We start from the raw sequence: 24,525 nt of genomic DNA, 5'->3' as shown, positions 1-24,525 counted from the left end.
GGGAAGGGAGCGGCCCGCACACCAGTATCACGGTGAGGGGTTACCGTCACATTACGCCGACCCGATGTCCGTGGACCTTCCCGGATAGGTGAGCGGGCCGGGGTCGCGCACCGCCAGCTCGTGAAAACCCAGGCGGTCGTAGAAGCGCCGTGCGCCGGTGTTCACCGTCAGCATGCCCAGATGGACCCGCTTCGCCCTCTCCCGGCGCAGGGCGTCCAGCAGCGCGCGCATCAGCGCCCTCCCGTGCCCCGCGCGCTGGTACGCGGGAAGGATGTCGATGTGGAGGTGCGCCGGGTGGTCGGCGAGTTCGGGCAGCACCATCCGCTCGGGTGTGTACAGCAGCTCGGTCATCCGCTCGTCCGGTGTCACCGGCCGCCGTGCCCTCGGATGCCTGCCGGCCACCCGCGGCAGCCACTGACGGCGGAACGCCTCGGTGAACGCGGCGGTGTCGGCGGTTCCGGTCGCGTACCCGACCGCGCGCCCGCCGTCGTCCAGCACGAAGGCCAGGGATGGCGCGAGCCACACGTACGGGCCGGCGAAGAGGTCGCCCATCAGGTCCGGGTCCCGGTAGATCCCCCGCGCGTCGCCGCCCGCGTCGGCGGTGCGCACGCACACGTCGTACACCGCCTCCCTGTCCTGCGCCCGGTACGGCCGTACGAACGGCCCACCCCTGCTCTCGTCCACCGAGACCTCCTTTCTGGGAGCGCTCCCAGAATGGCCGCACGCGCCCCGCGCGACAACCCTCCGAAGCCGCCGCCCCGGCCCCCGGCGCACCTCGGACCGAGACCCTCACCCGAACGGGTGCGACACGCGGTAGCCGGGCCGGTTCCCGCCTCCCGGGATCGCGTCAATACGACGATTAGACTGACCGTGTGCCTCAGCTACGACTCGCCCTGAACCAGATCGACTCCACCGTCGGCGACCTCGCCGGGAACGCGGACGCGGTCGTCCGCTGGACGCGGCACTCGGCCGAGCAGGGGGCGCACCTCGTGGCGTTCCCCGAGATGATGCTCACCGGCTACCCCGTCGAGGACCTGGCCCTGCGCCCGTCCTTCGTCCGGGCCAGCCGCTCCGCCCTCACCGCCCTCGCCGCCCGCCTGGCCGACGAGGGGCTCGGTGGACTCCCCGTCGTCGTCGGCTACCTCGACCGGGCGGAGGAGGCCCAGCCCCGCTACGGCCAGCCCGCCGGCGCGCCCCGGAACGCCGCGGCGGTCCTCCACGGGGGCGAGGTCGTGCTGACCTACGCCAAGCACCACCTCCCCAACTACGGGGTCTTCGACGAGTTCCGCTACTTCGTCCCCGGCGAGACCCTGCCCGTGGTCCGGGTGCACGGCGTGGACGTGGCCCTGGCGATCTGCGAGGACCTGTGGCAGGACGGCGGCCGGGTGCCCGCGGCCCGCGCCGCCGGGGCGGGCCTGCTGCTGTCCGTCAACGCCTCCCCCTACGAGCGGAACAAGGACGACACCCGCCTGGACCTGGTGCGCCGCCGGGCCCGCGAGGCCGGCTGCACCACCGCCTACCTGGCCATGGTCGGCGCCCAGGACGACCTGGTCTTCGACGGCGACTCGATCGTCGTCTCCGCCGGCGGCGAGGTCATCGCGCGGGCCCCGCAGTTCGAGGAGGGCTGCGTCGTCCTCGACCTCGACCTGCCCGCCGCCGCGCCCGAGCCTCCCTCCGGCAACGTCTCCGACGGCCTGCGCATCGAGCACCGCACCCTGTCGGCCTCCCCCCTCCCCCCGTACGAGCCGCAGGTCACCGGCGCGGAGGCCCCCCGCATGGACGACGACGAGGAGATCTACACCGCCCTCGTCACGGGCCTGCGCGCCTACGTCCTGAAGAACGGTTTCCGCTCGGTGCTCATCGGGCTGTCCGGCGGCATCGACTCCGCCCTCACCGCCGCCATCGCCTGCGACGCGATCGGCCCGGAGAACGTGTACGGCGTCTCCATGCCCTCGCGCTACTCCTCGGAGCACTCCAAGGGCGACGCGGCGGAGATGGCCCGCCGCACCGGCCTCAACTTCCGCACCGTGCCGATCGCCCCGATGTTCGACGCCTACATGGACTCGCTCCACCTCACCGGCCTGGCGGAGGAGAACCTCCAGGCCCGGCTGCGCGGCACCCTGCTGATGGGCCTGTCCAACCAGGAGGGCCACATCGTGCTCGCGCCGGGCAACAAGTCCGAACTGGCCGTCGGCTACTCGACCCTCTACGGCGACTCGGTCGGCGCGTACGGCCCGATCAAGGACGTCTACAAGACGACCGTCTTCCGCCTCGCCCGCTGGCGCAACAAGGCCGCCGCCGAACGCGGCGAGACCCCGCCGATCCCGGAGAACTCCATCTCCAAGCCGCCGAGCGCGGAACTGCGCCCGGACCAGGTGGACACCGACTCCCTCCCCGACTACGACGTCCTGGACCGGATCCTGGAACTGTACGTGGACCTGGACCGGGGCCGGGAGGAGATCATCGCCGAGGGCTTCGACGAGGAGACCGTCACCCGCGTCCTGCGCATGACGGACACCGCCGAGTACAAGCGGCGGCAGTACCCGCCGGGCACCAAGATCTCCGCGAAGGGATTCGGCAAGGACCGCCGCCTGCCGATCACCAACCGCTGGCGCGAAACCGGCTGACGCCGCCCCGGCGGCGGGCGCCCGCCGCCGGGGCGCCCGCCGCCGGAGAACAACGGGGCTCCGGATCCCGCCCCGGCGAGACCCCGGCCGCCGGAGGGAACGGGCAGAGGCCCCCCAGCACCCGAACGACGGCGGAAGGGAACCGGGCAGAAGCCCCCCGCACCCGGGCGACGGCGGGAGGGGGCGGGGAGGGGCGGATGTTCCGGACACTAAAGCGTGATTTGCGGGCAATAGGAGTTCCAGGCAACGGTGCACGCCCAGGCCCGTAAATCATGCCGTCCGGAACGTCCGCCCCGGACCGGCCCCGCCCCCCGCACGCACCCGGCCCCACCGCACCCGCACGCCCCACCGCCCACGGCGGACCCCGCCCTCAGCGAGCCCCGGCCCCGCCCCGGCTGCCCGCCTCCTCCCGCGAACGGGCCTCGCGCGCACCCGCCCCGCGAGCCACCACCCGCGACCGCCGCCCGGCCGGCGCCCCCCGGTCCAGCACCCCCGCCACCACGGCGATCACCAGCCCCACCACCGCCAGGCCCGCGCCCACCAGTGCCGGGGACGTCCACCCCCAGCCCGCCGCGATGGCCGTACCACCGGCCCACGCACCGCCCGCGTTGGCCAGGTTGAACGCCGAGTGGTTGGAGGCCGCGGCGAGCGTCGGCGCGTGGCGCGCCTTCTCCATCACGAGCATCTGCAGCGGCGTGGTGGTCATGAACCCCACCGCACCGATCATCACCACGGTCGCCATCGCCGCCCACGGCACGTGGACGGTGAACCGGAACGCCACCAGCACCAGCGCCAGCGCACCCAGCGCCCCGTACAGCGTGGGCCGCAGCGCACGGTCGGTCAGCGGTCCCGCGGCCAGCGCACCCAGCGTCATGCCGACACCGAAGAGGGCCAGCACGACCGTCACCGACGACTCGGCCATCCCCGTGACCTCGGTGACCATCGAGGCGAGGTAGCTGTAGAGGGCGAAGACGCCCGCGAACCCGAAGACGGCCGTCAGCAGCCCGAGCAGCACCTGCCGGTCCCCCAGCGCCCGTACCTCGCGGCGCAGCTCACGAACCACACCACCATCAGCACCGGCGTCCCCCGCACCGCCACCCCGCCGCTCCAGCGGCAGATACGGCACCAGCGCCGCCAGCGCCCCCATCGCGACCAGCCCGATCACGGTGACGACCAGGAACGTCGCACGCCACCCCAGTTGCTGCCCCAGCGCCGTGCCGCCGGGCACGCCGACGATGTTGGCCACGGTCAGCCCCAGGAACATCGTGGCCACGGCCCGCGCCTGCCGGCCCTCCCGCACCAGGCGGGCGGCGACGACCGCGCCGACGCCGAAGAACGCGCCGTGCGGCAGCCCGGCCAGCACCCGCCCGGCCAGCAGCGTGCCGTATCCGGGGGCGAGGGCAGAGGCGAGGTTGCCGAGGGTGAACAGGCCCATCAGGGCGATGAGCATCCGCCTGCGCGGGACGCGGACCCCGACGGCGGCCAGGAGCGGGGCGCCGATGACGACGCCGATGGCGTAGGCGGAGACGAGATGACCGGCGGTGGGCACGGAGACGCCCAGGTCGTCCGCGACATTGGGCAGCAGGCCCATCATCACGAACTCGGTGGTGCCGATCCCGAAGGCCGCGACCGCGAGAGCGAGCAGGGCCAGGGGCATGGGAGAGCCTTTCGACGCGAGGGGTGGGTGCGCAGCAGGACAAGGAAACGGAGCCGGTGTGCTCCGAACACGGTCAAGTCTCGCAGTCTTTTTGTTCCGACACAAAACAAATAGGTGACAGCCGTGCTACAGGCAGCGGACGGCCCGCCCCACACAGGGGCGGGCCGTCCTCGGAACCCGGGATCCCTCCACCGCCGGCCCCGGAAGCGGAACCGGGCCCGATCCCGCCCCCACCTCGCCTTCGTCACACCCTCGCCGCGCCCCGCGGCCCTACCAGCTCACCGACGCCGCCAGCGGCAGATGGTCACTCCCGGTCGCCGGCAGCGCCCACGACGACACCGGCTCGACCCCCTTCACCATGATCTGGTCGATCCGGGCCATCGGGAACGAGGCGGGCCAGCTGAACCCGAACCCGTCGCCCGCCGCGCCCTGCGTGGAGCGCATCTGGGAGGTGACGGACGCCAGCGCCCGGTCGTTCATCGTCCCGTTGAGGTCGCCCAGCAGCACCACCCGCCCGACGGGCTCCGCCACGATGGCCTCACCCAGCAGGTCGGAGGCGACATCGCGCTGGCGGGCGGTGAACCCCGCCTCGAACTTCACCCGCACCGACGGCAGGTGCGCGCCGTACACGGCGACGTCCCCCCTCGGCGTGCCGACTGTGGCACGCATCGCCCGCGTCCAGCCGATCCCGATATCCACAGGCCGGGCGTCGTCGATCGGGTACTTGCTCCACAGCCCGACCGTGCCCAGCACCACGTGGTGGGGGTAGGCGTCCGCCAGCGCCTTCTCGTACTCCGCCACCGACCGGCCCGGCAGCTCCTGGAGGGACAGCACCTCGGCGCCACTGCGTGCCAGCTGCCGCGCCGTACCGGCGGGGTCGGGATTGTCGGCGTTGACGTTGTGGGTGACCACCGTCAGGTCCCCGCCGCCGGCGCGCTTGTCGGTAACCAGACCGCCGAACATGTCCGCCCAGACCACCGCGGGCAGCAGCAGCGCCACCAGTGCGGTGGCCGAACGGCGCAGCAGCGCCGCCAGGAGCAGCAGGGGGATCGCCAGACCGAGCCACGGCAGGAAGGTCTCCAGCAGGCTGCCAAGATTGCCGACCCGGTTGGGCACCCGGGAGTGCAGCGCCATCAGCAGAGCGACCACCACGGCCAGCAGCGCGAGCAGCAGGCCGCGGCGCCACCGCCCCTCGCCGCCCGCCCGGGCGATCGCGCGCCGGAGGCGGGCGGCGGCGGAAGGGGCGGGACCGGGACGCCCGTCCACCTCTTCCCTCGCCGTCCGCGACTCCGCCTCGGTCATGTACGCCCGTGCCATCCGCCGTCCTCACCTGCCGTCATCGCGAGGCCGCCGCCCCGGTCCGGCGTCCCGGGTGGCGGCCGGTCTTGCTTGCTGGGCACACCGACCGCACCGAGCGGCCCGTACGCCTGTACGTCTGCCAGGACGAACGCGGTCCTGCGGCGGGTTCCTGACCTTCCGGCAGCATCCGCCACTGTAACGAAACACGCACATTCCGGCACGGCGCACAGACCCGCATGCACGTATGCGCGTACCGCCCCACACCCGCCGGGAACTCCTCTCGCCCCCACCCCTCAGCCTCCTCAGCCGCGCGGCCGGGCGCCCTCCAGCACCCCCGCGGCCTGCTCGGCCGGCCCCTCGGGCGACTGCCTCAGCTCCCGCCCGCCCTCCCCCTCCGACGCGCCCGGTCCGCCCGGCATGAACCGCGCGACGACGATCGCACCGGCCAGGGCGACGGCGGCGGAGGCCGCGACCGTGACGTGCATGGCGTGGACGAACGCCTCGTCGGCCCGCTCGGCCAGCGCCCGGCCCGCCGGGCCCATCCGCTCGGCCAGCGCCCGGGTGGCCTCGATGGACTCGCCCGCCGCGCGCCGGTCCCCCTCCGACAGGCCCGGCACCCCGGCCAGTTCGCCGTCGATCCAGCCCCGGTAGGCCGCCGACAGCAGCGAGCCGAGCACGGCGACGCCCAGCGCACCGCCGACCTGCCGGAAGATGTTGTTGACCGCCGACCCGGAACCGGCCTTCTCACGCGGCAGCGCCCGCATGATCGTGACCGTGACGGGCGGCGTGACGTGCGCCATCCCGGCACCCTGGACGACGAAGAGGACCTCCAGGACCCAGATCGGCGTGTCGGTGCCGAGCAGCACGAACGCAGCCATGGTCGCGGCGACCGCCAGCAGGCCGGCCGTGCAGGTGGCCCGGGCGCCGAAACGCTTCACGGCCAGCTCGGCCCGGGAGGCGAAGAACAGCTGCGAGGCGGCGAGCGGGAGCAGCAGCAGGCCGGTCTGGAAGGGGGTGTAGCCGCGCACACTCTGGGTGTAGAAGACCATGAAGAACGTCACGCCCATCAGCGCGAAGAACACCAGCGCCACGGCGGTGACGGCGGCCGAGAAGTCCGGCTCGCGGAAGTACCGCACGTCCAGGGCCGGGTGCCGGCTGCGCCTCTCGTGGAGCACGAACCCGGCCAGGACGGCCAGACCGCCGCCCACCGTGAGCAGCACCTCGGGGTCGGTGAAGTCGGCGAGCTGCCCGCCCTTGATGATGCCGTACACCAGCAGCACCAGGCCGACGACCGACAGCAGCACGCCGGGGACGTCGGGGCGGCCGGGCGCGGGGTCCCTGGATTCGGGGACGAGCACGGCCATCGCGATCAGCGCGGCGATCACGATGGGCACGTTGACCATGAAGACCGAGCCCCACCAGAAGTGCTCCAGCAGCAGGCCACCGGTGGCCGGCCCCACGGCGATGGCCACGCCGACGCCCCCGGTCCAGATCCCCATGGCCCTGGGCTGCTCGTCGCGTTCGAAGACGTTCATCAGGACGGCGAGCGTGGGCGGCATCACCAGGGCGCCGCCGACTCCCATCAGCGCGCGGAAGGCGATCAGCTCGCCGGGCGAGCCGGCCAGCCCGGCCAGCACCGAGCCGGCGCCGAACAGCACCAGGCCCGCCAGCAGCACCCGCTTGCGCCCCAGGCGGTCCGCGAGCAGGCCCGAGGTGAACAGCAGCCCCGCGAAGACGAGCGTGTAGGAGTTCACCGCCCATTCCAGCTGGCTGTGGGTGGCGCCGAGGCCGGTGGGGGGCGGGGTCGCGATGGTCTTCATCGCGACGTTGAGGATCGAGTTGTCCAGTACGACGATCAGCAGGCTGAGCATCAGGACCGCCAGGATCGCCCAGCGCCTGCGATGTACGGCCTCCGGAACCGTCGAACACGGCGGTACTTCGGAACCAACTGCACTCATCGCCACAGATTAGGACATCAGCGACACCAGTTCGTCTCGTGCCGTCCCCGCTCCCCCGTGTCGCACCACAGCCGGTCCCCCTTCCCTCCCGCCCGGCGGTAGTGCCACCATGGACGCGGATCCGGGGACGCCGTGAGGGCGCCTCGAGACGACGAACACAGGAGCCGGCGCAATGACGCATGCCCAGCAGGCAGCCGACAGCAGCAAGGCGCTGTACGGCGGAACGCAGCAGCGACGCATCACCGTGAGGGACCTGGCGGCCGCCAAGCAGCGCGGCGAGAAGTGGCCCATGCTCACCGCGTACGACGCGATGACCGCGTCCGTCTTCGACGAGGCGGGCATCCCCGTCCTGCTCGTCGGGGACTCGGCGGGCAACTGCCACCTCGGCTACGACTCGACGGTTCCCGTCACCATGGAGCAGATGGCCATGATGTCCGCCGCCGTCGTACGCGGCACCCGGCGGGCGATGGTCGTCGCCGACCTCCCCTTCGGCTCGTACCAGGAGGGCCCCGTCCAGGCCCTGCGCAACGCCACCCGCCTGGTGAAGGAGGCCGGCGCCGGGGCGGTGAAGCTGGAGGGCGGCGAGCGCTCGCTGGCCCAGACCGAACTGCTCGTGCGGTCCGGCATCCCCGTGATGTCCCACCTGGGCCTGACCCCGCAGTCGGTCAACGCGCTGGGCGGCTACTACGTCCAGGGCCGCGGCGACGAGGCCGCCCACCAGCTCCTGCGCGACGCCAAGGCCGCCCAGGACGCCGGCGCCTTCGCCCTCGTCATGGAGATGGTGCCGGCCGAGCTGGCAGCCGAGGTCACCCGCTCCCTGGGCATCCCGACCATCGGCATCGGCGCCGGTCCGGACTGCGACGCCCAGGTGCTGGTCTGGACGGACATGGCGGGCATGACGCCGGGCCGGATGCCGCGCTTCGTCAAGCAGTACGCGCGGCTGCGCGAGACGCTCGGCGACGCGGCGCGCGAGTTCGCCCAGGACGTGGCCGGCTCCGCCTTCCCCGCCGAGGAGCACACCTTCCACTGACCGGCGGCGGCCGGCCCTCCCCCACCGGCCACCACCGGTCCTCCCGCGGCGGCCCGCCGACGGCCTTCCGGCCCGTCGGCGGGCCGCCCGTTATGCTCGCCCGCGCCCGGATACCCGCCACGGCGCACGGACAGGCCACGAGGAGGGAGGCACTCCCGTGAAGATGCCAGTACGGCGCGGAGAGGGCGCACAGCGCCCGGCACGGCAGCAGCCGGGCTGGGGATGGCGCGACCCGCGCAGCGAGTTCGAGAACCTGTGGTCCGAGGTGGGCCGGTTCTTCCAGCAGGGCACCACGCCCACCGGCGAGCGGCCCTGGGTGCCGCTGGTCGAGGAGGAGGAGACCGAGGACTCCTATCTGGTGCGGGCCGAGCTGCCCGGCATCCCGCGCGAGAACGTCTCGGTGGAGCTGGACGCCAACGAGCTGCACATCACCGGCGAGCTCGAGGAGGAGCACCACGGAAAGGTGCTCAGCCGCCGCACCGGCCGGTTCTCCTACCGCACCATGGTCCCCCACGACACCGACGACGACGCGGTCTCGGCCGACCTGGCCGACGGGGTGCTCACCGTACGCATCCCGAAGTCGTCCCAGGGCAAGCGGCGCACGATCGACATCAGCGCCCAGTAGGCCGGCCGGGGCACGGGCCCCGGCTCGTGCCCCGGCGACCGCTCCGGGTACGGTCTGGCCCCATGAACAGACAGGTCAGCCCCGTGTTCCTGGGGCTCGTCACCGTCATGGGGGTGTCGGCCTGGGGCGTATGGGCGGGCTACGCGGCGAGCACCGGTTTCGCGGTGTTCCTCTTCGTCGTCTCGGCCTGGATCGTCTCCCTGTGCCTGCACGAGTACGCGCACGCTCGCACCGCGCTGCACGGCGGCGACATATCCGTCGGGGCCAAGGGCTACCTCACCCTCAACCCGCTCAAGTACACCCACGCGATGCTGAGCATCGTCCTGCCCGTGGCCTTCGTGATCATGGGCGGCATCGGCCTCCCCGGCGGCGCGGTGTTCATCGAGCGCCACCGCGTCCGCGGCCGGCTGGGGCACAGCCTGATCTCGGCGGCCGGCCCCCTGGTCAACGCCGCACTCGCCCTCGTCCTGGTGGCGCCCTTCCTGCTGGGCCTGCTGGACGACGCGCCGATCGCGTTCCGCTGCGCACTGGCCTTCCTGGCGATGCTCCAGGTCACGGCCGCGATCCTCAACTTCCTGCCCGTCCCCGGCCTGGACGGCTACGGCGTCATCGAGCCGTGGCTCTCACCCAGGGCCCGCCGCCAGATGGAGCCCTTCGCGCCCTTCGGTCTCCTCGCGGTCTTCGCCTGCCTGTGGATCCCGGAGGTCAACGCCGTCTTCTGGGAGGGCGTCGACGCCGTGATGGGGGCCCTGGGCGTCTCCTGGCAGGAGGTCGCCTACGGGCTGCGGTACTTCCGCTTCTGGGAGGGCGAGCCCCAGGACGTCTTCATCCCCCACTGACGCCGTTCGCCCCGGCCGAGGCCCGCTCCAGCCTGGCACGGCGCACGTAGTACCACGCCATGTTGGACGACAGCCCGGCCAGCAGGACCCAGACGATCCCCACCGGCCAGGCCCCCCGCACGAAGGACACCACCGCCGCGACGACGGCGAGGCCGCAGACGACCAGGGCGAACAGGGGGAGTCGTCGGGTCGGGGACGAGGGGGCCATGGGGGCGGGCTCCTGGGGGTGCGGCGTTACGACGGTCCCCATTGTCCCCCATCCGCCCCCGCACCCCCCGCGCCGGGGGCGCCCCCGCCCACCGGCGTAACCGGCCACCGCGCCCGTACGGGCCACATGCCCGCAGCCGGGCGACGGCGGGAGGGGACGGGGAGGGGCGGACGTTCCGGACACTCCGGGGTTCCCCATGCCGGAGGCCAGGGGCGTGATTTGCGGCCAATCGCCGGTCCGGGCAACGGTGCGCGGCAAGGGCCGTAAATCATGCCGTCCGGAATGTTCGCCCCGGACCGGCCCCGACCCCCGCACACACCCGGCCCCCACCGCACCCCGGCCCGCAAACCCTGGCAGGATCGGAGCATGACCTCCAACGATGCTTCCGCAGACGCCCCGAAGAAGGCACCCGCCAAGGACCCCTGGGAGCTGCCGGACGTCTCCGGCCTGGTGGTCGGCGTACTGGGCGGCACCGGCGACCAGGGCCGCGGTCTGGCGTACCGGCTGGCCCGGGCCGGCCAGAAGGTGGTCCTCGGTTCGCGGACCGCCGAGCGCGCACGGGCCGCGGCCGAGGAGCTGGGCCTGGGCGTGGAGGGCGCCGACAACGCCGAGTGCGCACGCCGCAGCGACGTGGTGATCGTCGCGGTGCCGTGGGAAGGGCACGCCGCCACCCTGGAGAGCCTGCGCGAGGAGCTGGCGGGCAAGCTCGTCGTGGACTGCGTCAACCCGCTCGGCTTCGACAAGAAGGGCGCCTACGCGCTGAAGCCGGAGGAGGGCAGCGCCGCGGAGCAGGCCGCCGCCCTGCTGCCGGACTCGCGGGTGACCGCGGCCTTCCACCACCTGTCGGCCGTCCTGCTCCGGGACCCGGAGATCGAGGAGATCGAGACCGACGTGATGGTGCTCGGGGAGGTGCGGGCCGACTGCGAGATCGTCCAGGCGCTGGCGGGGCGCATCCCGGGGATGCGCGGCGTGTTCGCCGGCCGGCTGCGCAACGCGCACCAGGTGGAGTCGCTGGTCGCCAACCTGATCTCGGTCAACCGGCGGTACAAGGCGCACGCGGGGGTGCGGCTCACCGACATCTGAGCGTGCACCGGGGCGCGGGCGCGGTGGGGGCCGGGGCGCGGTGGGGGCCGGGTGTGTGCGGGGGTCGGGGCCGGTCCGGGGCGAACATTCCGGACGGCATGATTTACGGCCCTTGCCGCGCACCGTTGCCCGGACCGGCGATTGGCCGCAAATCACGCCCCTGGCCTCCGGCATGGGGAACCCCGGAGTGTCCGGAACGTCCGCCCCTCCCCGTCCCCTCCCGCCGTCGCCCGGCTGCGGGCGGAACAGCGGCGCGCCCGCTGGGGGCGCGAGGCGGTATCGGACCCGTCGCCCGGCTGCGGGCATGTGGCCCGTACGGGCGCGGTGGCCGGTCACGCCGGTGGCCGGGCGCGGCGCCGAGCGCCGCTCACTCGGTCTCGTCCCGCGGAGCGGGCTCGTTCCAGCGCGGATCGTTCTCCCACCGCTCGTTGCGCTCGCGGGCCGTGTCCATCGCCTGCTCGGCCTCGACGCGCGACGAGTACGGGCCCAGACGTTCCCTGGCCGGGCACTGGGGGCCCTCCTCGACCGTGTGGTGTGCGAGGCAGTAGAACCACTCGCCCGACTTGCCTGTCGCCTTGCGCTTGAAGAGTGCCATGTGGTTCATGCTGCCCTGCCAGGGCGTCACCTATCACGGTTAGACTCGCGCACATGTCTGGCCAGTCGCTTCTCGTTCCCGGCACCGTCTCCCCGCACCGCGGCGTGCCCGCCTCGATCCCCCGCCCGGAGTACGTGGGCAAGGACGCCCCGACGCCGTACACCGGTCCCGAGGTGCAGGATTCCGAGACGGTCGAGAAGATGCGGATCGCGGGGCGGATCGCCGCCCGCGCCATGGCGGAGGCCGCGGAGCACATCGCTCCCGGCGTGACCACCGACAAGCTGGACGAGGTCGCCCACGAGTACCTGTGCGACCACGGCGCCTACCCCTCGACGCTGGGCTACCGGAAGTTCCCCAAGTCGCTGTGCACCTCGGTCAACGAGGTCATCTGCCACGGGATCCCGGACTCCACCGTCCTGCGCGACGGGGACATCGTGAACCTGGACGTGACGGCGTACGTCCACGGTGTGCACGGCGACAACAACGCCACCTATCCGTGCGGAGGGGTGGACGAGGAGTCGCGGCTGCTGGTGGAGCGGACGCGCGAGTCGCTCAACCGCGCGATCAAGGCGGTGCGGCCGGGCCGGCAGATCAACGTCATCGGCCGGGTCATCGAGTCGTACGCCAAGCGCTTCGGTTACGGGGTGGTGCGCGACTTCACCGGGCACGGCATCAACAGCTCGTTCCACTCCGGGCTGATCATCCCCCACTACGACGACCCGCGGGCGACGACGGTGATGAAGCCGGGAATGACGTTCACCATCGAGCCGATGCTGACGCTGGGCACCCACGAGTGGGAGATGTGGGAGGACGGCTGGACTGTGGTGACCAAGGACCGGAAGCGGACGGCGCAGTTCGAGCACACGCTCGTGGTCACCGACTCGGGGGCGGAGATCCTGACACTTCCCTGACGGTTTTCCGACAAGCTGTCGGCAAGACGTTGACTTACGGACCCGGTCGGCGAGAATCGGTCGGGTCCGGCGGCGCTTCCGTGGCGCCGTCCTCTCTGTCGTCCGGCCCCCGGAGGCCCGCCTTGGTCGCGTCCGCCACGACTCCGTTCTCCGTCCTCATCCGTGAGGCCTCCCGGCAGCAGCACACGGAGGCGGAGGGTTCCGCTTTCATGGGTGCCCTGCTGGGCGGCCGGCTCGGGGTGGAGGCGTACCGGCGCTACACCGAGCAGCTCTGGTTCGTCTACCGGGCCCTGGAGGACGGGGCCGAGGGGCTGGCCGGTGATCCGGTGGCAGGACCGTTCCTGCGGCCCGAGCTGGCCCGTACCGCCGCCCTGGAGCGCGATCTGACCCATCTGCACGGCGGGGAGGGCTGGCGCGGGTCGCTGGTCCCGCTGCCGGCGACCGCCGCGTACGCCGGGCGGATCGCCGAGCTGGCCGGCCGGTGGCCGGGCGGTTACGTCGCGCACCACTACACCCGTTATCTGGGCGATCTGTCCGGCGGCCAGATCATCCGGGGGAAGGCCGAGAAGACCTGGGGCTTCGCACGCAAGGGCGACGGCGTGCGCTTCTACGTCTTCGAGGGCGTCGACAACCCGGCCGCGTTCAAGCGCGAGTACCGGGCGGCGCTGGACGCGGTGCCGGCGGACGATCTGGAGAAGCAGCGGATCGCCGAGGAGTGCCGCCGCGCCTTCACGCTGAACACCGCCGTCTTCCGCGAGCTGGGCGAGGAGTTCCCGCTCAGCGCCTGACGGTTCCGGAACCGATTCACGTCACACCTCTTGACGCGGCGTCGACGGTGGCGATTGGTTGGGAGCGCTTCCACACCAGACCGACGGGTGTTCGCGTCCCGCCGGTCTGACATCGTTGTCAATCATACGGTTCACTGGAGTGACAGATGAGACCACGCACCACCCGCAGGGCCGCCGTCTCGGGGGCCCTGCTCGGATTACTGCTGCCGCTGTCCGGCCTGGGCCAGAGCGCGCAGGCCGCGTCCGGGACCACCGGGAGCACTGCCGCCGCCGGCCTCCACGTCAGCGGCGGGCGTCTGCTGGAGGGCAACGGGAACGACTTCGTGATGCGGGGCGTCAACCACGCCCACACCTGGTACACCGGCGAGCTCGACTCCCTGGCCCACATCAAGGCCAAGGGCGCCAACACCGTGCGGGTCGTGCTCAGCAGCGGCGACCGCTGGACGCGCAACGACGCCTCCGACGTGGCGAACGTCGTCTCCGAGTGCAAGGCCAACCGCCTCATCTGCGTGCTGGAGGTCCACGACACCACCGGCTACGGCGAGCAGAGCGGCGCGGCCTCCCTGGACCAGGCCGCGGACTACTGGATCAGCGTCAAGAGCGCGCTGGAGGGCCAGGAGGACTACATCGTCGTCAACATCGGCAACGAGCCGCACGGCAACAGCGGCTACCAGAACTGGGCCGACGACACCAGGGGCGCCATCGGTAAGCTGCGCGACGCCGGCTTCGACCACGCGCTGATGGTCGACGCCCCCAACTGGGGCCAGGACTGGTCGTTCACCATGCGCGACAACGCCGCGTCGGTCTTCGCCGCCGACCCCGACCGCAACACGATGTTCTCCGTCCACATGTACGGGGTCTTCGACACCGCCACCGAGGTGCGCGACTACCTGGGCCGTTTCACCGACGCCGGACTGCCGATCCTGGTGGGCGAGTTCGGGCACGACCACAGCGACGGCAACCCGGACGAGGACGCGATCCTGGCGACCACCGAGCAGCTCGGCCTGGGCTACCTGGGCTGGTCCTGGAGCGGCAACGGCGGCGGCGTGGAGTACCTGGACATGGTCGAGGGCTTCGACCCGGACGCCATGACGAGCTGGGGCGAGCGCCTCTTCAACGGCGCGAACGGCATCGCCGCGACCGCGAAGGAGGCCACCGTCTACGGCGGCCCCGGCGGCCCGGACGACACCACCGCCCCCACCCGGCCCGGCACCCCGGTGGCATCCGGTGTGACCTCCACAGGCGCCACCCTGTCCTGGGCAGCCTCCTCCGACGACACCGGGGTGACCGCGTACGACGTGGTGCGCGTCGACGGTGCCTCCGAGACCGCCGTGCGCAGCGTCACCGGCACCTCGGCACAGCTCACCGGGCTGACGGCCGACACCTCCTACACCTTCGCGGTGTACGCGCGGGACGCGGCCGGCAACCGCTCCGAGCGCTCGGCGACGGTGGACGTCACCACGAGCCGGGGCGGCGACCCCGCGCCGGGCGCCTGCTCGGTCGGCTACAGCATCGTCGGCCAGTGGCAGGGCGGCTTCCAGGGCGAGGTGATCGTCCGCAACACCGGCGCCTCCGCGATCAGCGGCTGGACGCTGGGCTGGCGGTTCGCCGACGGCCAGACCATCACCAACATGTGGGGCGGCACCCCGAGCCGGAGCGGGGCGGATGTCACCGTCGAGCCCGCCTCGTACACCGCGGACATCCCGGCGGGCGGCTCGGTGACCATCGGCTTCACCGGCACCTGGAACGGTTCCAACACCGCTCCGGAGGCGTTCACGCTCGACGGCGCCGCCTGCGCGGTGTCCTGACGCGCGTCCTGACGCGGTAGGTGTGACGGCCCGGCTCCGCCCGTTCGAACCGACCCCGGGCGGGGCCGGGTTCGCCGTGTCCCGGGCCCGGCCCATCCCCTCGCCCGGCCTCCGCGGGGCACCGGTAGGGTTCGGGCCGGGGAAGCCTCGTGATGGTCCGGGAGGGGTCGAGGAGAGTGCGGACGAAGGCGCGTGGGCTCAGGCGTGCGGTGGTGCTCGCGACGGCGCTGGCCGCTGTGGCGGTACTGCCGGGCTGTGTCACGGTGCACGGCGAGAGGGCCGTGGTCCCGGCGGTGACCGGGGCGGAGGCGGCGAAGGTCCTCGACCACTTCACCGAGACCAACAACGAGGCCAACCGCACCCACGACGCCTCCCTGAACGCCACCATCGAGACGGGCGCGCTGGGCGCCGTCGACCAGGCCGGGCTGCGGGCCCGCCGTGCCGTCCACCCGGACGGCAGCCCCGACCACCGGGACCTGGAGCTGACCGACGCCCGCTTCCTGATACCGCGGCAGGCGGGCTGGCCGAAGTTCTTCGTCGCCGACACAGCCTCCAGCCAGAGCCCCGGCAAGCGCTGGCTGCTGGTCTTCACCCGCGACGGCGTCGAGGAGAGGTGGAAGGCGTCGTACCTGTCGGTGCTGGACGCCTCCGCCGTGCCGGAGTTCGCCGAGGACGGCGAGGGCCACGTCGAGGCCGTCCCCGCCGGCGCGTCGGCCCGGCTGGCCGTCGCGCCGGAGGATCTGGGCGAGGCGTACACGGACTATCTGCGCGAGGGCGGCGACACCTTCGCCGACGGGCCGGCCACCAGCGGCCTGCGCCAGGAGCGGAAGAAGACGGCGGCGAACCCGGGCGCCCGCACCCAGTGGGCCGACCTCCCGGCCCGGGACGAGCGGTTCGCGCCGGTGGGGCTGCGCACCGGGGACGGCGGGGCGCTGGTGTTCTTCACCACCCACCACCAGATGCGGCAGACCGTCCCCCAGGGCTACAAGCCGCAGGTCAAGGACCCCTACGTCAAAGCCCTGATGGAAGGGACGCCGCGGCAGTCGGTGACGTACGTCCGCCTCGGCCTCCAGGCGGCGGCCGTGCCTCCGGCCGACGCCGGCGACCCGGAGATCACGCTGGTCTACCGCCTCCAGCGCCTGACGGGCGCCAAGGGCGAGTGAGCCCGGCGGCGGCCCCGGCGGTCCGGTGGTGACCTGGGGCCCGGCGCGTCAGCGCACCGGCCAGGGGGCGGCGTGGTCCGGCTCCTCCCGCGCGTGCGTGGCGCAGGCGTCCGTCAGCGCCTCCAGCATCGTCAGCGGGTCGGGCAGCGGGCGCTCGGGGGCGCGCAGCCAGCCCACCACCGAGTCGGAGTCGTCGCCGGGCAGCCGGGCGGGGGGTACGAGCACATAGCTGCCGCGGCAGTGCCACCGCAGGCCCGGGTGGTCCTCCAGGGTCTCGGGGTGGCAGTCCAGCTCGCACGGCCACCACTCGTCCTCGTCGGCCGGGGTGCCCCGGGTGGCGGTGAAGAACAGCATCCGTCCCGTCCGGGGGCCGGTGCCGCACACCGCCACCGGCCCGACCTCGACGCCCTCGGCCTCCAGCCGCTCCAGCGCGGCCCGCCCCGCGCCCGCGGGCACGTCCAGCACGTCGTGGGTGCGTCCGGTGGCGGTGATGAAGTTGGCCGACGGCTGGCCGGCGGCCCAGCGGGCGATCTGCTCGGGGTCGGTGGTGGCCTGGGTCTGCCAGGCGAAGGAGACCGGGTGCCGGCCGGGGGTGGGGCAGCCGATGCGGTCGCAGGAGCAGCCGTAGCCCTCGGGGTGCGCGGCGGGGGCCAGGGGGAAGCCGGCGGCGGCGGCCGTCAGCAGCAGGTCCTCCCGTACGCGGGCCGCTTCCTGCACGGCGCTCGCGTGCGCGCCGCGGGAGCGTCGGCGCAGCCACCGGGAGAATCTGCTTTCGCGTTCCATCGGACTCCTAGCGCTGGGACCACCGGCCTGGGCCTGTGGGGGAATCGCTTCCCTGGTTTGCGGTGCTCGGCCGGTCCCGCGGGGCGCCGGGGCGGGCCGGGCAGCGACCTCCGACTTGGAAAAGCCTCTCCTCACGAGAGGAGAGCGGAGATCGCGTACCACCCCACGCGCGACCTGAGCCGTGGGTTTCGAGGGTACGAAACCGAGCGCCTTCGGCCGGGCGGAATCCGCGGATCCCGAGCGTCCTTCTCCATCCTGCTCCTTCCGCGCCCCCGATGAGTAATCGAACGGTGGTCGTGATGGTCACAGCCGGCCCCGCCCGGCCCGCCCGCGGACGTCCTGCTCCGTACAGCGGAAATCCTCCTCCCGGACAGGACAGGGAAGCCCGGCCGGGTGGACGATGTGCTGACACAGCGCGACACCTCCGGCACACAGCGATCCTGTGAGGAGCCTCTTCGTGTACACACCCCGCCGCTATCTGATGTGCCCACCGGCGTACTTCGCGGTCACCTACTCCATCAACCCGTGGATGGACCCCGCCAAGCCCGTGGACCTCCCGCTGGCCGTGGCCCAGTGGGAGTCCCTGCGCGACACCTACCGCTCGCTCGGCCACACCGTCGAGGAGCTGGAGCCCGACCCGGAGCTGCCCGACATGGTGTACGCCGCCAACGGCGCGCTCGTCGTGGACGGCCGGGTGCTGGGCGCCCGCTTCGCCCATCCGGAGCGGGCGCGGGAGGCCGCGGTGCACCGGGAGTGGTACCGGACCCGCGGCTTCGCCGAGGTGCGCGAGCCGGAGCACGTCAACGAGGGCGAGGGGGACTTCGCCGTCACCGCCTCCTGGCTGCTGGCCGGGCGCGGCTTCCGCAGCAGTCCGCTGTCCCACCCGGAGGCGCAGGAGTTCTTCGGCCGCCCGGTCGTCGGCCTGGATCTGGTGGACCCGCGCTTCTACCACCTGGACACGGCGCTGTGCGTGCTGGACGACACCCGCGACGGCGCCGTCATGTACTACCCGCGGGCGTTCTCGCCCGGCAGCCGGGCGGTGCTGGCCCGGCTCTTCCCCGACGCGGTGATCGCCGGGGAGGCCGACGCCCGCGCCTTCGGCCTGAACGCGGTCAGCGACGGGCACCACGTGGTGCTGCCCCAGGCGGCGGTGGGGCTGTTCGAGCCGCTGCGCGAGCGCGGTTACGAGCCGGTCGGCGTCGATCTGGGGGAGCTGCTCAAGGGCGGCGGCAGCGTGAAGTGCTGCACGGCGGAGCTGCGCGGCTGATCCGGGCCGCCGTCCGGTTCGGGGGCGGGGTCGGGGTCGGGGCGTCAGTCCCCGGCGCCGCCCTGCCCGCCTTACTGCCCGCCGGACCGCCCGTCGTCCCAGGCGTCGCCCCAGTGCGCGTCCCGGGCGGCGCGGTAGGCCGGCCCGCGGCGCTTGGTGACGGTCTCGCGCCGCAGCCCGCCGCGTTCGGCGTCCGGCCCGGTGCACAGGTCGAGCAGGACCTGGCCCTTGCGGATCTGCGGCCTGCGTACGATCCGCGCCGGGGCGGGCGTCCCCTCCGGGCCGCCTTCCGGGCCGCCGCCGCCCGCGCCGGGGCGGACGGCGGCCACGTAGGAGAACTTCTCGTCCTCGTACGCCAGCGAGCCTCCCTTCACCTGCCGGTGGAGGGAGGAGCGGCTGACGCGGGCGGCGAAGTGGCACCAGTCCGTGCCGGGCTCTATCGGGCAGGCGCCGCTGTGCGGGCAGGGGGCCAGTACGCGCAGCCCGGCGCCGATCAGCCGGCCGCGTGCCTCGATGATCCGCCGGTAGCCGTCCGGGGTGCCCGGCTCGACGACCACCACCGCCCGCCGGGCCGCCGAGGCGGCGGCGTCCACCAGCGCACCCCGGGCGTCCTCGGGCAGTTCGTTCAGTACGTAGGAGACGGTGACCAGGTCGGCCGCGTCCAGCCCCGGTGCGGCGCCGATGCGCTCCTGCCGCCACTCGGCCCCGCGCAGGGCTGCCGAGCCGGAGCCGGCGGCCAGCTCGCGGCCGAGGGCGAGTGCGGGTTCGGAGCGGTCCAGCACGGTGGTCGACCGGGGGTTCCCGGTCCGCTCCGGGCCGTCGCCCCAGACCGCGGCGGCGGCCCACACGGCCGCGCCCGTCCCCCCGCCCACGTCCAGGTGGGTGGACGGGTCCAGATGCGGGGCCCGGTCGGCGAGGGCGTCCAGGGCGGCGCGGACGGCCTCGAAGGTGGCGGGCATCCGGTAGGCGGCGTAGGCGGCGACGTCGCCGCGGTCGCGCAGGACGGGGGCGCCGGCGCCGCTGCCCCGGTAGCCGCTGATCAGCCGCTCGACGGCCGCAGCGGCCTGCCGGGGCGGCAGTCCGTCGAGGAGGCGGGCGAGCGCGTCGCGCAGCTCGTCGTCGGTGTGGAGGGGGGCGAACACCGGTCCAAGTGTAGGCGGGCCGCCCCCGCGCCCGCGCGTCCGATCCTGCCCTCCGTCGTGGACCTCTTTGCGGCGGGCACTCATGGATTCGCCCCGCTCGCCTCTCGCGGCCGCGGACCCCTTTCCTTCATTGCATATGCCAGCGACTGTTGCCAACCCTTGCGGCATCCCCTCCCCCTTCCGGGAAGGAATCCGGATCACCGGATCCGATTGTGTTCGGCGGCGCACTCGGGGGCAGACGACGCAGTGGAGTTGGGAAAGCAGCTCCGAAGCGAGGAGGACCGATGCACAGGGAAGGCCGCCCACCGGAGCGCTTGACCAGCCGCCCGCCACAGTCCGGGGACCGGGCACGGGAGATGACACGCGGTTTCCTCCGGGTGGCCGAGCCGGACGCCTCGAAGGCCGATGTGGACGCCGTGCTGCTGGGGGTCTCGGAGCTGGTGTCCAACGCGGTCCGTCACGCCGGCGGGGTGACCGGCTTCCGCCTGGCCCCCGGGGATGGCGGCGTGCTGGTGGAAGTCTCGGACGCCAGTGTCCGGCGGCCCAGGACGGTGCAGATAAACCCCTCCGTTCCCGGCGGCTTCGGCTGGCTGCTGGTGCGCGAGCTGGCCACCGAGGTCACCGTCGCCCTCCGTCCGGGCGAGGGCAAGACGATCCGGGCGTCCTTCCCGCTCCGGACCGCCGCCTGACGCACGGGCCGGCACCGGCCCGGCTACGGCCCGGCCGCGGGCGGAGCGCATCCGGGCGGAGGACACCGCGGCAGCGGCGGAACAGCCCCGGCAACGAGGGGCCCGCGCCCGGGAAGGGCCGCCCACCGGGGCGACCGGCGAACCGCCGCGACGATTCGGAGCTAAGAGAGTGTCTCATGTGGCTTGATCGGCGTCGGGCATGATGCTGTCTGTGGCCGGTGACCTCTCTTCTCGTCTGGTTCCTGATGGTCTGTGGGTTCTGGTGGAGCCCCTGCTTCCGGAGTTCACCCCGCGAAGGCAGGGCGGGGGCACGGCTCCGGTCGATGAGCGGCAGGCGTTCGCGGCGGTGGTGTACGTGCTGACAAGCGGGTGTGCGTGGCGGATGCTGCCCGACACGTTCGGTGTCTCGCCGGCGACCGCACACCGGCGGTTCACCGCCTGGACGAAGGCCGGGGTCTGGCGGCGGCTTCACCGGGCGGTCCTGGACGAACTCGGAGCACGCGGGGAGATCGACTGGACCTCGGCCATCGTGGACGCCGCGAACGTGCGGGCCAAAAAGGGGGCACGCTGACCGGGCCGAATCCGGTCGACCGGGGCAAGAAGGGGAGCAAACCGCACGTCCTGTCCGACGCACAGGGCCTGCCTCTGGCCGTGGGCGTCTCTGGCGCGAACGTCCACGACACCCATGCGCTCAGGCCCCTGGTCCGTGGGATACCGCCGATACGGTCCCGGCGCGGACCACGCCGCCGCAGACCCGGCAAGCTCCGGGCCGACAAGGCGTATCACTCCATCGAGCACCGCCGATGGCTCCGCAGCCGGTGCATCGCCGCGCGGATCGAGCGGACCATCAGCTGGCTCTTCGGCTACCGCCGCCTCACCGTCCGGTACGAGCGCAAGGGCGAACACTTCCTCGCCTTCCTCGGCCTCGCAGCTGCCCTGACCTGCTACAAACGGCTGACCGCAGTCACCACATGAGACATCCTCTAAGGTCGCACTTCCGGGCGTTTCAGGTTCAACCACATGTTCCACGCCATCGACGCCATGAGGACCGCGCACAGAAGGCATCCCGCGTAGCTGAATACCCCGCCCTCATGGCGGAAGGAAAGCCACAGCGTATGCGCCGAGAAGGCCGCGGTCATGATCAGCAGGGAGCCGTAGACCAGTATCGTGGCCGAGCTGCGCCCCCACGAGGAGACGCCGGGATCGAGGAACTCCTCGCCGACGGTCACACCGAACCGGAAGGTCCTGTAATCCCGTTTCGGATGCTCATGGTTTTTCCGCGTCGGCGTGCCCTGGGTCAGGGAGGGGTCCATGGCCACGAGGCGCGCCAGCCTCTTCTCGATCAGGAACGCCGCGTGCGATCTCGCCCCGTTCATCCCGACCATGACCTGGTGGTAGGCGAGGAGCGCACACGCCGGAGTGGGGGCGAACGCCAGAACGCTGCCGTTGAGGGAGCCGGAGGTGGTCACATATCCGGCGACGGCCGCCATGTAGGTCAGGGCGAAACCGAGCACTGCCAGAGTGTTGGTGAACACTGCCGCGGTGTCGGCGCGTTCGGCTTGGTAGAGCGAGGAGAGGAAAGCTATCTCCTCTTCTCTCGAAGTGGTCGGACCGGACATCGCACCATGCCCTTCACTCAGTCCCGATCCACCGCGCGGCAATCGGGCTGCGGCCTGGGAGAACGGGAGGGACACCCGCGCCTGCCTGGCCGGGGTGCCGGGCCCTGCCCCCGGCGGAACCTGCCGACGCCCCCCGCGCGGGATTCTTCCACAACCGGCGGCCGGGGCGAGGGCGTAGCGGCGACGCGGTCCCTCCCCCGGTGAGCCGAGGGAGGGACCGCGCCGGTGGAGCGTCCGGGCCGTGTCAGGCTCCGGTGACCTCGACGGCCGCCAGGTTCTTCTTGCCGCGCCGCAGCACCAGCCAGCGCCCGTGGATCAGCTGGTCGGCCGTGGCGACGGCGTCCTCGGCGGTCACCTTCGCGTTGTTCACGTAGGCGCCGCCCTCCTTCACGGTGCGGCGGGCGGCCGACTTGCTCGCCACCAGGCCGACCCGCGCGAACAGCTCGGTGATCTGGCCGAGCTCGCTCACCCTGGCGTTGGGGAGTTCGGAGACCGCGGCGGCCAGCGTCGCCTCGTCCAGCCCGGCGAGGTCGCCCTGTCCGAACAGCGCCTTCGACGCGGCGACCACGGCCGCGCACTGGTCGGCGCCGTGCACCAGGGTGGTCAGCTCCTCGGCCAGGGCGCGCTGCGCGGTACGGGCCTGCGGCCGCTCCTCGGTCATCCGCTCCAGCTCCTCCAGCTCCTCGCGGGAGCGGAAGGAGAGGATGCGCATGTACCGCGAGATGTCCCGGTCGTCGGTGTTCAGCCAGAACTGGTAGAACGCGTACGGGGTGGTCATCTCCGGGTCCAGCCAGAGCGTGCCCGTCTCCGTCTTGCCGAACTTGGTGCCGTCCGCCTTCGTCATCAGCGGCGTCGCCAGCGCGTGCACATCGGCGTGCGGCTCCAGGCGGTGGATCAGGTCCAGGCCGGCCGTGAGGTTGCCCCACTGGTCGCTGCCGCCGGTCTGGAGGGTGCAGCCGTACCGCCGGTACAGCTCCAGGAAGTCCAGGGCCTGCAGCAGCTGGTAGCTGAACTCCGTGTACGAGATGCCCTGGTCGGAGGCGAGGCGCTGGGCGACCGACTCCTTGGTGAGCATCTTGTTCACCCGGAAGTGCTTGCCGACGTCCCGCAGGAACCCGATCACGGACAGGCCCGAGATCCAGTCCATGTTGTTGACCATGACCGCCGCGTTGTCGCCCTCGAAGGAGAGGTACGGCTCGATCTGCGCGCGCAGCCGGGCCACCCACCCGGCGATGGTCTCGGAGTCGTTCAGGGTCCGCTCGGCGGTCGGCCGGGGGTCGCCGATGTGGCCGGTCGCACCGCCCACCAGGGCCAGCGGCCGGTGCCCGGCCTGCTGAAGCCGGCGGACGGTGAGCACCTGCACCAGGTGCCCGACGTGCAGGCTGGGCGCGGTCGGGTCGAAGCCGCAGTAGAACGTGACGGGGCCGTTCGCCAGAGCCTTGCGCAATGCGTCCTCGTCGGTGGACTGGGCGAGCAGCCCGCGCCACCTGAACTCCTCGACGATGGCCGTCACGGTCCCGTGTCTCCTTGAGGTTGTGTTCCGGTCCGGCGGCCAGTGTAGTGCTCCGGCCCCTCCCCCGTTCTCCCGCTGACCGCGCGGTCCGCCTCGTTCCCGTCCGCCGGCCGGTCCGCGTCGGCGGTCACGGCGGTCCCGGCAGTCACGTCCGCCCCGCCGTCCATGACGACCAGCGGTTCGGCGGCGTCCACGCGCATCGCCGGGCCGTCGTCCAGCCCCAGCACCATGACGAGTCCGCCCAGCGGCGACCGCTCCCCCCTGACGCTGCGGATCGTCTTCCACACACCCCAGAGCCTGACCCGCTGGCCGGGCTGGGCCGTCACCGCCGCGATCTCCCTCTCGACGGGCACGGCCACCAGATCCGGGGCCTTCAGTTCGGCCCACACCGTCTTCCCGATCCCGCACGCGCGCCTGCGCACCCCCCAGCGGTGGGCCAGCGCCTCCACGAGCAGCAGGCCGCGCCCGCCGGTGTCGTCCTCGCCGGGGTCGCGCACCCTGGGCCATCCGTCCCCCGCGTCGCTCACCTCCAGCCGCAGCAGGCCGTCCGCCCGCGAGTGCGCGATCCGCACCCCCACCTGCCGGTCGTTCGGCACCCGTACGCGCACCGCGTTGGTGACCAGTTCCGACAGCACCAGCTCCGCCGTCTCCAGCACGTCCTGCCCGACCCGCCACTCACCGAGCACCGCCCCCAGCAGCGCCCGCGCTCTGGGCACGCTGCCGCGACGGCGAGAAAGCCGGAAGGAGACGTGATGCGGTGTGGCCATGGCAGCTCCCAGGGAATCGACGCTCGGCCGGAGTCCCCTGCGGAAGCGGCCAGTTGGCCGTAGGACTCCGGTGTCCATGACCAGAAGAATGAGAGCGGATCGAGCGTACTTGCAACGTTTCCAACAAAGATGATGACGATGTTCCCTCTTTCGG

23 protein-coding genes are annotated in these 24,525 nt (G+C 72.8%); 12 read left to right on the top strand and 11 right to left on the bottom strand.

The window, feature by feature from the left end; translation table 11 throughout:
• Positions 1 to 51: 51 nt before the first annotated feature.
• Positions 52 to 684 carry a GNAT family N-acetyltransferase gene (locus tag IQ279_RS00925; protein WP_206346308.1) on the bottom strand — a complete coding sequence of 211 codons (633 nt, stop codon included), beginning with the start codon at positions 682 to 684 and terminating at the stop codon, positions 52 to 54.
• A 188-nt stretch (positions 685 to 872) separates the two neighbouring features.
• Between IQ279_RS00925 and IQ279_RS00920 the strand changes: the two genes are divergently transcribed.
• A complete protein-coding gene (locus IQ279_RS00920) occupies positions 873 to 2,627 on the top strand; it encodes an NAD+ synthase (RefSeq protein ID WP_206346307.1) in 1,755 nt (584 codons plus the stop codon).
• 370 nt (positions 2,628 to 2,997) lie between these two features.
• Here the strand turns inward: IQ279_RS00920 and IQ279_RS00915 are convergent, their stop codons facing one another.
• The 3 genes from IQ279_RS00915 to IQ279_RS00905 all read right to left on the bottom strand — a co-directional run bounded on the left by IQ279_RS00915 (position 2,998) and on the right by IQ279_RS00905 (position 7,541).
• Positions 2,998 to 4,284 carry an MFS transporter gene (locus IQ279_RS00915; RefSeq protein ID WP_206346306.1) on the bottom strand — a complete coding sequence of 429 codons (1,287 nt, stop codon included), beginning with the start codon at positions 4,282 to 4,284 and terminating at the stop codon, positions 2,998 to 3,000.
• Positions 4,285 to 4,554: 270 nt separating this feature from the next.
• Positions 4,555 to 5,601, bottom strand: coding sequence for an endonuclease/exonuclease/phosphatase family protein (locus IQ279_RS00910; RefSeq protein ID WP_206346305.1), 1,047 nt, complete (start codon positions 5,599 to 5,601; stop codon positions 4,555 to 4,557).
• A gap of 284 nt (positions 5,602 to 5,885) precedes the next feature.
• Positions 5,886 to 7,541 (bottom strand): MFS transporter, encoded by a 1,656-nt coding sequence (locus IQ279_RS00905; protein ID WP_206346304.1) that lies wholly within the window; start codon positions 7,539 to 7,541, stop codon positions 5,886 to 5,888.
• Positions 7,542 to 7,713: 172 nt separating this feature from the next.
• Here IQ279_RS00905 and panB point away from each other — a divergent pair, with 172 nt between their 5' ends.
• The 3 genes from panB to IQ279_RS00890 all read left to right on the top strand — a co-directional run bounded on the left by panB (position 7,714) and on the right by IQ279_RS00890 (position 10,035).
• Positions 7,714 to 8,571 carry a 3-methyl-2-oxobutanoate hydroxymethyltransferase gene (gene panB / locus IQ279_RS00900; RefSeq protein WP_206346303.1) on the top strand — a complete coding sequence of 286 codons (858 nt, stop codon included), beginning with the start codon at positions 7,714 to 7,716 and terminating at the stop codon, positions 8,569 to 8,571.
• Between the two features lie 163 nt (positions 8,572 to 8,734).
• Entirely contained in the window at positions 8,735 to 9,196 is a 462-nt protein-coding gene (locus IQ279_RS00895) for an Hsp20/alpha crystallin family protein (protein ID WP_206346641.1), read from the top strand.
• Positions 9,197 to 9,258: 62 nt separating this feature from the next.
• A complete protein-coding gene (locus tag IQ279_RS00890) occupies positions 9,259 to 10,035 on the top strand; it encodes a site-2 protease family protein (protein WP_206346302.1) in 777 nt (258 codons plus the stop codon).
• Here the strand turns inward: IQ279_RS00890 and IQ279_RS00885 are convergent.
• Positions 10,022 to 10,243, bottom strand: a complete 222-nt coding sequence (locus IQ279_RS00885; protein ID WP_206346301.1) for a hypothetical protein — start codon at positions 10,241 to 10,243, stop codon at positions 10,022 to 10,024. The two genes, IQ279_RS00890 and IQ279_RS00885, sit on opposite strands and share 14 nt — an antisense overlap.
• A 366-nt stretch (positions 10,244 to 10,609) precedes the next feature.
• On the opposite strand from IQ279_RS00885, the gene npdG reads away from it, so the two are divergent.
• Positions 10,610 to 11,326 carry an NADPH-dependent F420 reductase gene (gene npdG, locus IQ279_RS00880; protein WP_206346300.1) on the top strand — a complete coding sequence of 239 codons (717 nt, stop codon included), beginning with the start codon at positions 10,610 to 10,612 and terminating at the stop codon, positions 11,324 to 11,326.
• Between the two features lie 367 nt (positions 11,327 to 11,693).
• On the opposite strand, the gene IQ279_RS00875 is transcribed toward npdG, so the two are convergent.
• Positions 11,694 to 11,921: a hypothetical protein gene (locus IQ279_RS00875; RefSeq protein ID WP_206346299.1), complete on the bottom strand. Its 228-nt coding sequence runs from the start codon at positions 11,919 to 11,921 to the stop codon at positions 11,694 to 11,696.
• 53 nt (positions 11,922 to 11,974) lie between these two features.
• Here IQ279_RS00875 and map point away from each other — a divergent pair, with 53 nt between their 5' ends.
• The 4 genes from map (at position 11,975) to IQ279_RS00855 (ending at position 16,591) form a co-directional block, all read left to right on the top strand.
• Entirely contained in the window at positions 11,975 to 12,832 is an 858-nt protein-coding gene (map, locus tag IQ279_RS00870; protein ID WP_206346298.1) for a type I methionyl aminopeptidase, read from the top strand.
• 122 nt (positions 12,833 to 12,954) lie between these two features.
• Positions 12,955 to 13,620: a biliverdin-producing heme oxygenase gene (locus tag IQ279_RS00865; protein ID WP_206346297.1), complete on the top strand. Its 666-nt coding sequence runs from the start codon at positions 12,955 to 12,957 to the stop codon at positions 13,618 to 13,620.
• Between the two features lie 146 nt (positions 13,621 to 13,766).
• Positions 13,767 to 15,428 carry a cellulase family glycosylhydrolase gene (locus tag IQ279_RS00860; RefSeq protein WP_206346296.1) on the top strand — a complete coding sequence of 554 codons (1,662 nt, stop codon included), beginning with the start codon at positions 13,767 to 13,769 and terminating at the stop codon, positions 15,426 to 15,428.
• Between the two features lie 176 nt (positions 15,429 to 15,604).
• Complete coding sequence (locus IQ279_RS00855) at positions 15,605 to 16,591, top strand: SCO2278 family lipoprotein (RefSeq protein ID WP_505011405.1); 987 nt, start codon at positions 15,605 to 15,607, stop codon at positions 16,589 to 16,591.
• Between the two features lie 48 nt (positions 16,592 to 16,639).
• Here IQ279_RS00855 and IQ279_RS00850 read toward each other — a convergent pair whose 3' ends face one another.
• Complete coding sequence (locus tag IQ279_RS00850; protein WP_206346295.1) at positions 16,640 to 17,374, bottom strand: bifunctional DNA primase/polymerase; 735 nt, start codon at positions 17,372 to 17,374, stop codon at positions 16,640 to 16,642.
• Positions 17,375 to 17,831: 457 nt separating this feature from the next.
• Between IQ279_RS00850 and ddaH the strand changes: the two genes are divergently transcribed.
• Positions 17,832 to 18,641: a dimethylargininase gene (gene ddaH / locus IQ279_RS00845; protein ID WP_372445055.1), complete on the top strand. Its 810-nt coding sequence runs from the start codon at positions 17,832 to 17,834 to the stop codon at positions 18,639 to 18,641.
• Between the two features lie 71 nt (positions 18,642 to 18,712).
• Here the strand turns inward: ddaH and IQ279_RS00840 are convergent, their stop codons facing one another.
• Entirely contained in the window at positions 18,713 to 19,783 is a 1,071-nt protein-coding gene (locus IQ279_RS00840) for a small ribosomal subunit Rsm22 family protein (RefSeq protein WP_206346294.1), read from the bottom strand.
• A gap of 356 nt (positions 19,784 to 20,139) precedes the next feature.
• On the opposite strand from IQ279_RS00840, the gene IQ279_RS00835 reads away from it, so the two are divergent.
• Both IQ279_RS00835 and IQ279_RS00830 read left to right on the top strand, forming a co-directional pair.
• The gene (locus tag IQ279_RS00835) at positions 20,140 to 20,472 is read left to right on the top strand and encodes an ATP-binding protein (protein ID WP_241027380.1); all 333 of its coding nucleotides are present in this window, start codon (positions 20,140 to 20,142) and stop codon (positions 20,470 to 20,472) included.
• A gap of 211 nt (positions 20,473 to 20,683) precedes the next feature.
• Positions 20,684 to 21,447 (top strand): IS5 family transposase gene (locus IQ279_RS00830; RefSeq protein ID WP_372445054.1). Its coding sequence is split into 2 segments (ribosomal slippage): positions 20,684 to 21,041 and positions 21,041 to 21,447, totalling 765 coding nucleotides; the frame shifts between segments, so codons are not numbered across the junction.
• Positions 21,448 to 21,455: 8 nt separating this feature from the next.
• Here IQ279_RS00830 and IQ279_RS00825 read toward each other — a convergent pair.
• From IQ279_RS00825 to IQ279_RS00815, 3 genes are all read right to left on the bottom strand, one after another.
• Positions 21,456 to 22,091, bottom strand: a complete 636-nt coding sequence (locus tag IQ279_RS00825) for a hypothetical protein (protein ID WP_206346292.1) — start codon at positions 22,089 to 22,091, stop codon at positions 21,456 to 21,458.
• 244 nt (positions 22,092 to 22,335) lie between these two features.
• Positions 22,336 to 23,604: a tyrosine--tRNA ligase gene (gene tyrS, locus IQ279_RS00820; RefSeq protein WP_206346291.1), complete on the bottom strand. Its 1,269-nt coding sequence runs from the start codon at positions 23,602 to 23,604 to the stop codon at positions 22,336 to 22,338.
• The gene (locus IQ279_RS00815) at positions 23,601 to 24,371 is read right to left on the bottom strand and encodes an ATP-binding protein (RefSeq protein WP_206346290.1); all 771 of its coding nucleotides are present in this window, start codon (positions 24,369 to 24,371) and stop codon (positions 23,601 to 23,603) included. The genes tyrS and IQ279_RS00815 overlap by 4 nt, the downstream gene beginning before the upstream one ends.
• Positions 24,372 to 24,525 lie beyond the last annotated feature (154 nt).

It is taken from the genome of Streptomyces verrucosisporus (assembly GCF_017114865.1).
Taxonomy (GTDB): Bacteria; Actinomycetota; Actinomycetes; order Streptomycetales; family Streptomycetaceae; genus Streptomyces; species Streptomyces fenghuangensis.
This window is presented reverse-complemented; position numbering and strand designations above follow the sequence as displayed.